The 14,177-nt window shown below is 46.3% G+C and carries 15 protein-coding genes; 11 read left to right on the top strand and 4 right to left on the bottom strand.

The window, feature by feature from the left end; translation table 11 throughout:
* Positions 1-83: 83 nt before the first annotated feature.
* From AAY47_RS01150 to greB, 3 genes are all read right to left on the bottom strand, one after another.
* A complete protein-coding gene (locus AAY47_RS01150; RefSeq protein WP_047766410.1) occupies positions 84-1,115 on the bottom strand; it encodes an ATP-binding protein in 1,032 nt (343 codons plus the stop codon).
* Positions 1,112-1,831: a two-component system response regulator OmpR gene (gene ompR, locus AAY47_RS01145; protein WP_047766409.1), complete on the bottom strand. Its 720-nt coding sequence runs from the start codon at positions 1,829-1,831 to the stop codon at positions 1,112-1,114. Before ompR ends, AAY47_RS01150 begins: the two co-directional genes overlap by 4 nt.
* Before the next feature lie 99 nt (positions 1,832-1,930).
* A complete protein-coding gene (gene greB / locus AAY47_RS01140) occupies positions 1,931-2,413 on the bottom strand; it encodes a transcription elongation factor GreB (protein WP_047766408.1) in 483 nt (160 codons plus the stop codon).
* 273 nt (positions 2,414-2,686) lie between these two features.
* Here greB and AAY47_RS01135 point away from each other — a divergent pair, with 273 nt between their 5' ends.
* The 6 genes from AAY47_RS01135 to AAY47_RS01110 all read left to right on the top strand — a co-directional run bounded on the left by AAY47_RS01135 (position 2,687) and on the right by AAY47_RS01110 (position 9,683).
* The gene (locus tag AAY47_RS01135) at positions 2,687-5,023 is read left to right on the top strand and encodes a Tex family protein (protein ID WP_047766407.1); all 2,337 of its coding nucleotides are present in this window, start codon (positions 2,687-2,689) and stop codon (positions 5,021-5,023) included.
* Positions 5,024-5,338: 315 nt separating this feature from the next.
* A complete protein-coding gene (locus tag AAY47_RS01130) occupies positions 5,339-5,863 on the top strand; it encodes a pyridoxamine 5'-phosphate oxidase family protein (RefSeq protein WP_047766406.1) in 525 nt (174 codons plus the stop codon).
* A 326-nt stretch (positions 5,864-6,189) separates the two neighbouring features.
* Entirely contained in the window at positions 6,190-6,417 is a 228-nt protein-coding gene (gene feoA / locus AAY47_RS01125) for a ferrous iron transporter A (RefSeq protein WP_047766405.1), read from the top strand.
* A 73-nt stretch (positions 6,418-6,490) separates the two neighbouring features.
* A complete protein-coding gene (feoB, locus tag AAY47_RS01120) occupies positions 6,491-8,806 on the top strand; it encodes a Fe(2+) transporter permease subunit FeoB (RefSeq protein WP_047766451.1) in 2,316 nt (771 codons plus the stop codon).
* Between the two features lie 23 nt (positions 8,807-8,829).
* Positions 8,830-9,069 carry a FeoC-like transcriptional regulator gene (locus AAY47_RS01115; protein WP_047766404.1) on the top strand — a complete coding sequence of 80 codons (240 nt, stop codon included), beginning with the start codon at positions 8,830-8,832 and terminating at the stop codon, positions 9,067-9,069.
* A 170-nt stretch (positions 9,070-9,239) separates the two neighbouring features.
* Positions 9,240-9,683: an OsmC family protein gene (locus AAY47_RS01110; protein ID WP_047766403.1), complete on the top strand. Its 444-nt coding sequence runs from the start codon at positions 9,240-9,242 to the stop codon at positions 9,681-9,683.
* Between the two features lie 62 nt (positions 9,684-9,745).
* On the opposite strand, the gene bioH is transcribed toward AAY47_RS01110, so the two are convergent.
* Positions 9,746-10,513: a pimeloyl-ACP methyl ester esterase BioH gene (bioH, locus tag AAY47_RS01105; RefSeq protein ID WP_047766402.1), complete on the bottom strand. Its 768-nt coding sequence runs from the start codon at positions 10,511-10,513 to the stop codon at positions 9,746-9,748.
* 38 nt (positions 10,514-10,551) lie between these two features.
* Here bioH and gntX point away from each other — a divergent pair, with 38 nt between their 5' ends.
* From gntX to AAY47_RS01080, 5 genes are all read left to right on the top strand, one after another.
* Positions 10,552-11,235: a DNA utilization protein GntX gene (gene gntX, locus AAY47_RS01100; protein ID WP_047766401.1), complete on the top strand. Its 684-nt coding sequence runs from the start codon at positions 10,552-10,554 to the stop codon at positions 11,233-11,235.
* 59 nt (positions 11,236-11,294) lie between these two features.
* Positions 11,295-11,870: a Fe-S biogenesis protein NfuA gene (nfuA, locus tag AAY47_RS01095; RefSeq protein WP_047766400.1), complete on the top strand. Its 576-nt coding sequence runs from the start codon at positions 11,295-11,297 to the stop codon at positions 11,868-11,870.
* A 174-nt stretch (positions 11,871-12,044) separates the two neighbouring features.
* A complete protein-coding gene (gene glpE / locus AAY47_RS01090) occupies positions 12,045-12,368 on the top strand; it encodes a thiosulfate sulfurtransferase GlpE (RefSeq protein ID WP_047766399.1) in 324 nt (107 codons plus the stop codon).
* A 76-nt stretch (positions 12,369-12,444) separates the two neighbouring features.
* Entirely contained in the window at positions 12,445-13,305 is an 861-nt protein-coding gene (gene glpG / locus AAY47_RS01085) for a rhomboid family intramembrane serine protease GlpG (RefSeq protein ID WP_047766398.1), read from the top strand.
* Between the two features lie 86 nt (positions 13,306-13,391).
* Entirely contained in the window at positions 13,392-14,150 is a 759-nt protein-coding gene (locus AAY47_RS01080; protein ID WP_047766397.1) for a DeoR/GlpR family transcriptional regulator, read from the top strand.
* Positions 14,151-14,177: the final 27 nt, after the last annotated feature.

Below are 14,177 nucleotides of genomic sequence, written 5' to 3'. Positions count from 1 at the left end.
GCAATGACAATAAGATGTATGAATGATGACATTTTTATGACAGGCGGTTTCGGCAGTGCCTTATTTTGCGTCCAATGAGGTTTTTATGTTGCACTTAATGGAAGATATACACGAATGGACAGCCCCTGTTTTTCACTGCTCCCCACCTGAATATCTCCCCCGTGGCTATCAATGATACGGCGGATGATCGCCAACCCCAGCCCCACGCCCTTATTTATTTCGCCCCTATTATTTATTTCACTTTTATTATTTCCCTGCATAAAAGGCTGAAATAAAATGGCGGCGGCTTCTTTCGTCATTCCAGTACCGTTGTCCTCAACCTGAAACCAGCCAAATTTTTCTGTTGAGCCACTACTGATACGAACCCATCCATTGCCATAACGCCGGGCATTAGTCAACAGATTGACCAGTACACGTTTGATGGAAAAGGAATGGGCTAAAATGAAAATCGAACTTGTCGCTAAACGATTTTCAATATCGGTATCTGCCGCACAACGCTGTTCTGCGGCAATCACCTCTTTAAGCAACCCGTTCAATTCACAGCATGTCATCGGCATATCCTGCCCTGCCCGCTGATAATCAATGAATTGATCAATCATCGCATTGCACTCTTCAATGTCCTGATGAACCGATTCTGCCAGAAAATCATCTTTTCCCTCCATCATTTCCATCGCCAGACGAATACGGGTAAGCGGAGTGCGCAAGTCATGACTCACGCCAGCCATTAATACCGCCTGATCGCTTTCCTGTGATTTCAGCTCTACCGACAATTGGTTAAGCGCCCTAATCACGGAACGGATAGCGGGCGTCCCCCTTTCAGGCACTGATGAGCCTCTTTTTCCTTTTCCCATGTCGATAACGGCATTCTGCATGGCTTTCAATGAATGTCTCTGGACAGCGGAATATCGCCCGAACATCATGAACACGGACAATACCACCGCAAAAACACTGATAAAGAGATAGGGAAATACCGCGTTAAAAGGGAGCTTTTCTAATACCACCAGCAGTAAGGTAACCAGAGCGCTGAACAGCAAACTGCCCAGCACTAAGTACAGAACACGGAAAAACAAAGTACGCAGAGAAAGCCAAACCTTTTTTACACTGGGCTTTTTCATACCTTGTTTCCATCAGGAACAAAAACGTATCCCAGCCCCCAAACCGTCTGGATATAACGCGGATGGGCAGGATCTTCTTCAATCAGGCGACGCAGACGGGAAATCTGGACATCAATGGAACGCTCCATCGCACCATACTCTCGTCCCCGAGCCAGATTCATCAATTTATCCCGTGATAATGGCTCACGTGGGTGAGAAACCAACACCTTCAACACGGAAAATTCCCCACTGGTCAAAGGTAACCCTTCATCTTGATGAAACATTTCACGCGTTCCAAGATCAAGTTTAAATTTCCCGAACTTGATCACCGCATCATCCGGCGTCGGTGCCCCCGGCAGTTCTTTCGCCTGTCGCCGCAGGACAGCACGCATACGTGCCAACAATTCACGCGGGTTAAACGGCTTGGCAAGATAATCATCAGCGCCAATTTCAAGCCCCACAATCCGATCAACCTCTTCCCCTTTCGCGGATATCATGATGATCGGGATCGCGTTATGCTGACTTCTCAACCTTCGACAGATAGACAACCCATCTTCGCCCGGCAACATTAAATCCAGGACAATCAATTGAATAGATTCTCTGGTCAATAAACGATCCATCTGCTCTGCATTTGCGGCGCTACGCACCTGGAACCCCTGTTCGAATAAATAGCGTTCCAGTAACGCCCGCAAGCGCATATCATCATCAACAACAAGGATTTTATAACTCTCTTGCATGTTTCAGCTCCCAAGATGCTCCATGCCCGCAACATCCATTACTTTCACAGAAAACCCATAACCCCAATAGAAACTTAACCGCATGTATTTTAAGGCAACTTATGCCAAAGGCTGATAGCGAATTTCCAGTATCCAGTAAGTCACCACGCCATTCGGTGTCATCACTGTGACTTCATCATCAACCTGCTTACCCAGTAATGCCCTCGCCACCGGAGAATCAATGGAGATCCACTTCCTGGCAGGATCGAATTCATCCGGCCCTACCAAACGAAACAGGTGTTCCTCTTCATTCTCGTTTTCAACTTTTACCCATGCCCCAAAAAAGACTTTCCCTTCTTGGCGCGGGTCAGGATCGACAATTTGCAGTACATCCAGTCGTTTGGACAAAAACCGTACTCGGCGGTCAATTTCCCTTAACCTTTTTTTACCATAAATGTACTCTGCATTCTCTGAACGATCCCCCAATGCAGCGGCATCTGAAACCGCTTGGGTGACTTTGGGACGTTCAACTTTCCAGAGATATTTCAATTCCTGATCAAGTACATGCCAGCCCTCTCGGGTAATATAGTGACTCTTGGCCATGAAAAACTCACTTGAGAAAAAGGATTAATGGCGCAGTACTATATCTTATCAACTTTCATCAACCCAATCCCAATTCAGAAGATATTTGATGAATTCTGCTGCAACATAACTGAAATATCGCGCTAAACTGGAAATTATCGCGCTCAGCACGTATAAATGGAGCCAGTTTGAACCATGCCGATACTGTTTCAGATGAAATTTGATCTTATCCGGCTCTGTCTGCTGATGTCTCAGAATATCTACAGGCCCTAAAGAAGTTGAAGAAAACAGACCATGAATGAATCTTTAAGTCGAATCATTGCCGGTGAGCTACAGGCTCAACCACAGCAAATCCTAGCTGCCATTTCCCTGCTTGATGAGGGAAATACAGTTCCCTTTATCGCCCGTTACCGTAAAGAGGCCACCGGTGGTCTGGATGACACACAGCTCCGCCAACTCGAAAGCCGTCTCGGTTATCTGCGTGAACTGTCCAACCGCCGTCAGACTATCCTGAAATCAATTGAGGAACAGGGAAAACTAACTGTTGAGCTGACAGAAGCGATTAACGCTACACTGAGCAAAACTGAGTTGGAAGATCTGTACCTGCCTTATAAACCTAAACGCCGTACCCGTGGACAAACGGCCATTGAAGCTGGATTGGAGCCGCTGGCCGATCTGCTGTGGCAAGATCCACAACAAGAACCAGAACTGGCGGCGGCGGCCTATGTCAATGCTGACAAGGGCGTTACTGATACCAAGGCCGCATTGGATGGCGCACGTTATATCCTGATGGAGCGTTTTGCCGAAGATGCAACCTTGCTGGCGAAGGTACGTGAGTATTTATGGAAAAATGCTCACCTGGTTTCCAAGGTTATCGAAGGTAAAGAGGAAGAAGGTGCGAAATTCAGCGATTATTTCGATCACCACGAAGCCATCGCCACCGTTCCTTCCCATCGTGCCCTTGCTATGTTCCGTGGACGCAATGAAGGCATCCTGCAACTCTCTTTGAATGCAGACCCACAATTTGAGGAAGCGCCAAAAGAGAGCCACTGCGAACAAATTATTACCGATCACCTGAACCTGCGCCTGAACAATGCACCGGCTGACAATTGGCGTAAAGCCGTGGTGAGCTGGACATGGCGCATCAAGGTGCTGCTGCATCTGGAAACCGAACTGATGGGCACCCTGCGTGAGAAAGCCGAAAACGAGGCCATCAACGTATTCGCCCGTAACCTGAATGACCTGCTGATGGCTGCGCCTGCGGGTATGCGTGCAACAATGGGACTGGATCCGGGTTTGCGTACAGGCGTAAAAGTCGCCGTTGTTGACGCGACAGGCAAACTGATTGCTACCGATACCATTTATCCGCACACCGGACAGGAAAACAAAGCGTCTGCCATCGTCGCAGCGCTGTGCACCAAACATCAGGTGGAGTTGGTTGCCATTGGCAATGGCACTGCATCCCGTGAAACAGAACGTTTCTTTGTTAACGTGCAAAAACAGTATCCTGACGTTACGGCACAAAAAGTCGTGGTCAGCGAAGCGGGAGCTTCTGTCTATTCCGCATCTGAATTGGCTGCACTAGAATTCCCTGATTTGGATGTTTCCCTGCGGGGCGCAGTCTCCATTGCCCGCCGCTTGCAAGATCCACTGGCTGAACTGGTGAAAATCGAACCCAAATCCATCGGTGTGGGTCAATATCAGCATGATGTTAGCCAGACCCTGCTTGCCAAAAAACTGGATAACGTGGTTGAAGACGGTGTAAATAGCGTCGGTGTTGACCTGAATACGGCCTCTGTTGCCTTGCTGACTCGCGTTGCTGGCCTGACGCGCACTGTTGCCCAAAATATTGTGAACTGGCGCGATGAAAACGGTCGTTTCGACAACCGTAATCAATTATTGAAAGTCAGCCGTCTGGGGCCCAAAGCCTTCCTGCAATGTGCAGGCTTCCTGCGCATCAATCAGGGTGATAACCCGCTGGACGCTTCAACGGTTCACCCAGAAGCCTATCCCGTGGTTGAGAAGATCCTGGCAACAACCCAGCAGACACTGCCTGAACTGATGGGCAACCCGGCTAATTTGCGTAACCTGAGCGCCCAAGAGTTCACGACCGAAAAATTTGGGATCCCGACCGTCACCGATATCCTGAAAGAGCTGGAAAAACCGGGGCGCGATCCACGTCCTGAATTTAAGACTGCCACCTTTGCCGATGGGGTTGAAACCATGAACGACCTGCAAGCAGGCATGATCCTAGAAGGTACGGTCACTAACGTGACCAATTTTGGTGCATTCGTGGATATCGGTGTCCATCAGGATGGTCTGGTTCATATCTCTTCCCTCTCCGATCGCTTTGTGGAAGATCCACACACCATCGTCAAGACAGGTGACATCGTGAAAGTGAAGGTGATGGATGTTGACCTCAACCGCAAGCGTATTGCATTAACCATGCGTCTTGATGAGCAACCAGGCGAAACCCAAGCCCGCCGTAGCGCCCAAGAAGGTAACCGCCAGGATCGCAATAATCGTAACGGTAATGGCAGAAACCGGCCTGCTTCGCGTTCAGGTTCTGCGCCTTTAGCCAACAGCGCCATGAGTGATGCATTGGCTGCGGCTTTTAACAAAAAACGTTAATCAATAAAAAACGTTAGGTGGCTTAAAATGATTTCCTGAACTGGCCTAATTGTGCCAGTTCGGGATCTTTAATATCTGAAAAAATCATGATTTTCATCATCATAATTCTATTCATTGCTAACGTTATAAATTTGAATACGTTATGACATCTGCATATTTTAGTTAATTCTTCGTATAATCCATTTCGCAATAAATCTCATCATAATGGGAACTTATTGAATAATATAAATCATCAATAATACTCCAATGTTCTTATACCCAATGGGTTTCGCATTTTAGGTATAAAGAACGCATTCGTACTGTTGAGGAAAAGTCATGAATAAATATATCCAACGCAGTTTTGATCTACTCAGCAATATACGTTTCTTCAACCTTTCCACCCATGAACCAGATGAAGATTCAGCCTGGTCATCGACAATGTTCTATATTCCGAAATACAATCCACTGACACTAATCTGGTACTCAAAGCAAGATACCCGACATTCGCAAGAATTACATATCAATCCCCGTGTCAGCGGTGCAATCTACAGTAGCCGGGGCATGCCTGATTCATCGCTGGATCTGACCGGCGCCCAATTCGTTGGCTATGCCCGCCAAGTCCCCGATGAGCGACTACAGGAAACCTATGACTATTTTTTCTTAAAAACTTATCCTGATGAAAATATCAGACAGAAAAAAGCCCGTCCTATCAGTGACTATCAAGGCCACGCCATACGCCGTTTCTATGAATTGGCGATTCGGGCATGGTGGGTATACGATTCGGATGCCTGGAGCCAACATCAAGATGATGAACGTATACAGGTTCCACTGAGTGAATTACTTTATCCTCCAAAAGGTTAGTAAATACCGACAAATGATTTGTTAAATTAATAATAAAATTGAAATCAATGAGCCTTGTTTATTAACGAGGCTTATCAGTAAAAATTTTTTCCGAATATTTCCCCTTCTTAATAAAAATTTATTTTCAATAAAACCACCATTAATTTGATTAATATCAATTCATTTCCACATTATTCAGGATAAATGGCTAACATCGCAATTGCGTATTATTATCATTAACAACTATAATTCAGAGAAATTACCATACTTTTTTCTTGTGGTTCTTCCATTATTGAGGATAATAATTCTTATAATCACTTATTTTTTCAATCAGCGTGGAGATTTATATGGTTCTTATTCCAGAACGCAGATATAAAATTCTGGGATTTTCTCCAAAGATTACCCCAGCTTACCGACAAAAATTATTGTCACTCGGCATGTTACCTGGTTCAACATTTCAGGTCATTCGCTTCGCTCCATTGGGCGATCCAATACAAATCGAAACACGCAGAGTTAACCTTACCCTTCGTAAACAAGACCTGGCATTTCTCATGTTACATGAAGATCTGAATTAGCAAGGCCCGAAGTCAATTTGGTACTGAAATATATAAGGTACGAAATTCACTTTCCTGATTGGCAGAAAGTATGATGAAACAATTAACCATTGGCCTGATTGGTAATCCCAATGCCGGCAAAACAACGCTTTTTAACCAGCTTACCGGCTCTCACCAACGCGTGGGAAACTGGGCTGGCGTTACCGTAGAACGCAAAACCGGCCACTTTACCACCCATAACCATCAGATCGAACTTGTCGACCTTCCCGGCACTTATTCCCTTACCACCATTTCCGAGCAAACTTCCATTGATGAGCAAATCGCCTGCCACTATATCCTCAGTGGTGAAGCAGATATGCTCATCAATGTTATTGATGCGTCTAATCTGGAACGTAACCTTTATCTCTCACTGCAATTGATTGAACTGGGTGTTCCCTGCATCATTGCGCTGAACATGCTGGATATCGCCCAAAATCAACGCATCAAGATTGATATTCCTGCACTGGAAAAACGTCTTGGCTGTCCGGTCATCCCACTGGTTTCAACCCGTGCCACAGGGATAGATACGCTAAAAAAAGCCATCGACAATTACCCTCAGCATACCCGCCCTGTACAGGTTAATTATCCTGATGCGTTATTGCAGGAGATTTCCCACCTTTCCAGCCAGATCGCAGAAAAATTCACATCACAACAGCGCCGCTGGCTGACTTTACAAGTCCTGGAAGGGGATATTTACAGCCGTGGAGTATCCGGCCTGGCTCACGCACAACTGGCTGAAAGCAGAGAACGCTTACAAAAACAACAAATCGAAGAACCTGACCTCATCATTGCAGGCTCACGCTATCAAACCATCAGTGAAATTTGTCTGGCAGTCATTGATACCCGTACAGCCACACCCAACAAACTGACTCAAGCGTTAGATGCCGTTATCCTGAACCGCTGGTTGGGTCTGCCTGTCTTCCTGTTTGTCATGTACCTGATGTTTGTACTGGCTATCAATATTGGTGGAGCCTTACAGCCTATCTTTGACGGCGCTTCCACCGCCATTTTTATTGATGGCATGCAATGGCTCGGCCATACTCTCCATTTTCCGCATTGGTTAACGGTGTTCCTTGCTCAAGGCGTTGGTGGGGGTATCAATACCGTACTGCCGCTGGTTCCCCAAATTGGCATGATGTACCTGTTCCTCTCCTTTCTGGAAGATTCCGGCTATATGGCACGGGCGGCATTTGTCATGGACAGACTGATGCAAGCCCTGGGGCTGCCGGGTAAATCCTTTGTGCCCCTGATTGTTGGCTTTGGTTGTAACGTGCCTGCCGTCATGGGTTCAAGGACACTGGATGCGCCGCGTGAACGCCTGATTACCATCATGATGGCACCGTTTATGTCCTGCGGGGCAAGGTTGGCGATCTTTGCCGTCTTTGCTGCGGCTTTCTTCGGCAAAGAGGGCGCAAGCATCGTTTTCTCCCTGTATATTCTGGGGATTGTCATTGCCATCCTGACAGGGCTGCTATTGAAATTCACGCTAATGCGCGGTGAAGCATCGCCATTTGTCATGGAACTGCCGGTCTATCACGTTCCCCATGCCAAGACCCTGCTGCTCCAGACATGGCAAAGGCTGAAAGGTTTTGTCATACGCGCAGGTAAAGTGATTGTCGCAGCAAGCATATTGATTGGTGCCCTGAACAGTTTCTCCTTCTCCGGTAAGGCCGTAGACAATATCAACGAATCGGCGCTGGCTTCCGTCAGTAAAGTGCTCACTCCTGTTTTACAACCTCTCGGTGTGCATTCCGATAACTGGCAAGCCACCGTCGGGCTTATCACTGGCGCGATGGCAAAAGAAGTGGTTGTAGGAACCCTAAATACCCTCTATACCGCAGAAAACCTTGCTCAAGAGCCATTTAATCCAGATGAATTTAATTTACTGGATCAACTAAAAGATTCGTTCGCAGAAACGTGGGATAGCCTGAAAGAAACCTTCACTTTGAGCGCACTTTCTAACCCGATTGAAGCCAGTAAAGGTGATGGCAACATGGATCGCAGCTCTATGGGAACCATGAGCGCCAAATTTGGCTCTGCCATTTCCGCTTACAGTTACCTGATTTTCGTGTTGCTGTACGTACCCTGCGTTTCCGTGATGGGTGCCATTGCCCGTGAGACCAGCCGTGGCTGGATGATATTCTCGATTCTGTGGGGATTAAACGTCGCTTATTCTCTGTCAGCCCTGTTTTATCAAATCACAACGTTTTCAGCTCATCCACAAAGTAGCCTGATCACCATTCTGGCCGTGATCCTGTTTAACATTCTGATAGTTATTGGTTTACGCCGCGCACGCAGCCGAGTCACTGTGACATTCAACAACGCTGCTGCTGACCATAGTTGCGAATGTTCAAACAATAGCTGTCACTAGCCGGAGCCATTGAGGAGCCATAAATGATTAACCTGCTGAAAATCAGAGATGCTGTTGCCCTCAACGGGCGTACCGATGCCAGGTCATTGAGCCATCAGTTCTCAGCACCGCTGCCAATGGTAGAAGCCATGCTCAAGCAGCTTGTCATAATGGGTAAACTGGAGGAAGTGGATGCTTCCTCCTGCCTCAGCGGGGGCTGCAAGCAGTGCCCGGAAACACAGAAATGTGATACTAAAACATATCAGCTTGGCGTAAAAAAATAAGGGACTCCCTGCGTTATAGAATAGATGATTAAAAATATCCTATCGCTATAATTGCCCTGTAAGAAAATCCCTTCTAATAAGCGTTTAAAAAGAATAAATAGATTAATTATAATTATCTCTTTATTATCTGAGATGCTGTATCTCTACATTAATAACCTGAGGATAGTAATATGCCTAAAGAGTTATTCACTGCAACAGTTGAATCAGTTGGCAATCTCAAGATGAAATGCTCATCGCGAGATTTTAACTTCCATATGGACGAACCCAAAAGCCTCGGTGGAACCAATGAGGCGATGAATCCAGTGGAAGTGTTACTTTCTGCATTTGGTGCATGTCAGTGCATTGTGGCAAAAAGCTTTGCCCGCAAGCACAAAATCAATTTGATCGATATTCAGGTTAAAATGGAAGGAGAACTGGATACCGATGGCTTCACAGGTATAAATAAAAACGCCAAAATGGGCTTTTCCAAAATCACCTCCAAATTCTATATCAAAGCAGATAATACTGAACAAGAGATACGAGATTTTATTGATTTTGTCGAGAGCAATTGCCCTATTCGCGACACAATGGTCAATACACCTGAAATTGTGACTGAGGTTTATTCCTCAAGATAACTTATCGATTACCCATAACAATTAATGTTATGGGTAATTATCAATAATGACAAATCAATTGACTACCCTGCCACAAAATTCTTTAACGCTTCCACAAACTCATCAGGATGGGAAATAAAAGGCGCATGGGCAGCGTTGCGCATAAGAACGGAGCGCGTATGTGGCCATGCCTTGTCAAGCTGTGAAGCAATCTTACGCGGCACCAAACCATCAAGATAACCATAAAGGCGCAGGAAAGGTAATTGAAGTTGGGATAACTCCTCCCTTAGATCATCAGTGCGCAGGATTTCCAAACCGGCATTAAGTACCTCGACTGTCGGCATCGGCTGATTCAGTATCACTGATTTCAGTACACGGGCATCCTGACGGGCGCTGTCTGTTCCTAAGGTCTGCAAAGCCAGAAAACGTTCAACCGTCTTTTGAAAATTCGCACTCAATTGATGCTCAAATGCCTTCAAGACCTCTGGCTTAATGCCCGGCCAGTCGCCATCAGCACTAAATTTTGGCGAGGAGGCCACGGTTATCAAACCCGCAACGTGTGCCGGATGATCCAAAGCAATCCGGCTAGCCACCAATCCACCTAAAGACCAGCCTAGCCACAAGGCATTCTCTGGCGCCTGCTGCCATACAGTGTTCGCCATATCCGCCAATGACAGAGCCGAATGCGATTGGCTACGCCCATAACCCGGCAAATCCACTAGATGCAAACGAAAATGCGGAGCCAATCGCGTTTCCACTGAGCGCCAAACCTCAGAATTTAGCCCCCATCCGTGCAGCATCACAAGATCACGTGGCGCATCGCCAATTGTCTGCCAAAACAACTGATTCATTGTTATTCTCACTTTATTTGTCACCAAGGAAGGAAACTATGCTAACAATGGTTGGATACTGTTGGCTATGCCAGCAAAATTTGTATTTTGCCCATCATGGGATCTGCAACAGCTGCTACCGTCACTTAAAGCGGCTGCAACATGTCTGTCCACGCTGTGCATTGCCTTCTGAATCCGGCAACCTTCCCTGTGGACGATGCATAAGGAATCCCCCTGCATGGCAACATTTGATCGCCATTACGGATTACACCCCACCATTAAGCCAGCTTATTCAACAATACAAATATTACAGTACCCCACAACTCGCACCAATGCTGGCGCGGGTGTTCCTGCTGCATTGGCTGCAAGGCTATCGTGAAGGCCGCTGGCATAAACCAGATTGCATACTGGGTATTCCTCTGCACAGCAGAAAACGCTGGCAACGTGGTTTCGATCACATTGAACTCATTACCCGATCCCTATCACGTTGGCTGCAATGTCCATATCAACCCGATTTTTTACGCCGCCCACGTGCTACACTCACGCAGCGGGGCTTATCTGCCGCCCAAAGGAGAGCCAATCTTAAGCAAGCCTTTCAATTACAGGGCGATTTTACCGATCAACATGTCGCTATTTTCGACGATGTGATCACCACGGGCACAACGCTGCATGAAACGTCACAGTTGATGATTCGTGCTGGCGCTCGCTCTGTACAGGCTTGGGCAATATGCCGAACCTTGTAGTTCCTTTATAAATGGGCGTATTATAACCAACTAGAACAGTCAACTATTGAGCAAATGACATGATTAATATTACTGAAGCAGCGCAAGCACATTTTGCCAAGCTACTGGCAAATCAAGAACCGGGCACACAGATCCGCGTCTTTGTTATTAATCCAGGAACGCCGACCGCTGAATGCGGTGTCTCCTATTGCCCACCGGATGCTGTTGAAGCCACTGACACCGAATTGAAGTTTGATCAACTCTCTGCTTATGTTGATGAAATTAGTGTCCCTTTTCTGGAAGAGGCCGTCATTGATTTTGTGACCGATCAATTGGGTTCCCAACTGACCCTGAAAGCCCCGAACGCTAAAATGCGTAAAGTGGCGGATGATGCCCCACTGATTGATCGTGTTGAATACGTCCTGCAATCGCAGATCAATCCGCAGCTAGCTGGGCATGGGGGTCGTGTCAGCCTGATGGAAATCACCGATGAAGACTATGCTATCCTGCAATTCGGTGGTGGATGTAACGGCTGTTCAATGGTCGATGTCACTCTGAAAGAGGGGATCGAAAAACAGTTATTACAGCTATTTCCTGAATTAAAAGGCGTGAGAGATCTGACTGAGCACCAGCGCGGTGAACATTCATATTACTGATTTTTCATTCTTATTTTGACAGTTTTTAACCATTTTTCTGTTTCTGACGTTTTCCATCTCAATTTCTATGTCTTCCCAATGGTTAATATTGGGAAGACAGTCAGGTCATACCAGACGACTATTCAGAAATGAATATATTGAAAATAAAAATCTTAGAAACTACGTTGAGTATTTATGAACCATTTTCAAACGATAACGCCTGAACAGGCTTACCAACATTGGCTCGATAAAACCGCAGTCATGGTTGATATCCGCGATCCACAAAGCTTCCATGCCGGGCACGCAACCAATGCGTTTCACCTAACAAATGAAACACTCAATGGCTTTCTACAGGAAGCGGATTTTGACCAACCGGTCATGGTGATGTGTTACCACGGTCATAGCAGTCAGGGCGCAGCACAGTACCTGATCAATATGGGTTTTGAGACCGTTTATAGTGTCAATGGCGGTTTTGAAGGCTGGCAAAAAGACTATCCTCACGCTGTCCATACTCAATAAACATTTAATACATTGATTTTAATGCCATTAACTTCAGTGTAATTAACCTCAACTTAAGGCAGAGATAAGACGAGCAATGATCCATATAACCTCAATATCTAATCCTCGGCTGGCTCAGGCCTTTATTGATTATATGGCGACGCAGGGCATTCATTTGACCATGCGGCCCACCAATGAGCCACCATTAGTTGAACTCTGGTTAGAGGATGATAGCCAACGAAGTCAGGTTGAAGAGGAGCTTCGCCACTTTGCTCGCGATCCACTGAATGAACGCTATCAAGCTGCCAGTTGGCAAACAGGCCAATCTGTCAGCTTCTTCAAGTATCATAACAACCTGAATTTAAATACGCTCAAAAACCAATCTGGCCCACTGACTATTGCCATAACCCTGCTCTGCATCCTCGTTTACCTCTGGATAGCAATGGCAGACATAAAGGATGTGATGAACTGGTTAGCATGGCCAGCCAACAGTGATCAGTATCTGGAATTATGGCGCTGGATAAGCCCAGCTCTATTGCATTTCTCTCGGACACACCTGCTCTTTAATCTTGCCTTATGGTGGTATTTCGGCAGCCAGGTAGAGCAGAAGATTGGGGGCAGCAAACTGTTTGAAATTACGATAGTGTCAGCCATTTTCAGTAATTGGGCGCAATCATTATTCAGCGGATCTAATTTCGGGGGATTATCCGGTGTCGTCTACGCACTGATCGGCTATGTTTGGCTAACCGGTGAAATCTCCCCAAAACGTGGGATCAGTGCTCCCAGAGGATTAATCGCTGTCTCTGTCATTTGGTTGTTGGTGGGTTATTTCGATCTATTTTCGTTAAACATCGCCAATGCCGCCCATGTTGCAGGATTAATCATCGGGTTATTAATGGGGTTATGGGATAATTTGCGCAAACAAAAAAACCAAAAAATGCCAAATAAGCCCCAATAGATTTCAAGTTTCAGCATCGGCTTGAAATAGAAGGGAGATAATTTTGGTCAACGATAATCCATCTATGCATATATTAGGGGAATTTTGTGAAGCAAACTCAGCGACATGATGCAATAATCGAGCTGGTACGCATTCAAGGTTATGTCAGCACTGAAGAGCTGGTTGCACATTTTGATGTTAGCCCGCAAACCATTCGACGCGATTTAAATGATCTCGCAGATAAAAATAAGATCCAGCGTCATCACGGCGGCGCTGCGTTGCCATCCAGCTCTGTCAACACAGCCTACCATGACCGCAAGATCATGTGGTCGAATGAAAAAGCGCGAATTGCACAACACGTTGCCACCCAAATTCCAAACGGCGCAACCCTGTTCATCGATATTGGAACAACGCCAGAGGCCGTAGCACATGCGCTGCTCAACCACCGCGATTTACGGATTGTCACCAACAATCTCAACGTCGCCACTCTGTTTATGGGCAAAGAAGATTTTCGCCTGATTTTAGCGGGTGGTGAAGTACGCTCCCGCGATGGCGGCATCATTGGCGAAGCAACGCTAGACTTTATTTCCCAGTTCCGCCTTGATTTTGGCATTCTTGGGATCAGCGGCATCGATAGTGATGGTTCACTGCTGGAATTCGATTACCACGAAGTTCGTACCAAACGTGCCATTATCGAAAACTCCCGCTGTGTCATGCTGGTTACCGACCATTCAAAATTCGGCCGCAATGCGATGGTTAATCTCGGCAACATGAACCTGATTGATTTTTTGTTCACGGATAAAGCCCCTCCTTCCGGCCTCCAGAAAATTATCGAGCAACACAACGTTAAGTTGGAATTGTGCTAATCACTTTTTAGGCAAAAATGCCCCATC

Source organism: Xenorhabdus griffiniae (assembly GCF_001028135.1).
In the GTDB taxonomy this organism is placed as follows: domain Bacteria; phylum Pseudomonadota; class Gammaproteobacteria; order Enterobacterales; family Enterobacteriaceae; genus Xenorhabdus; species Xenorhabdus bakwenae.
The sequence above is the reverse complement of the archived record's forward strand: the minus strand, read 5'-3'. Positions and strand labels throughout refer to the sequence as shown.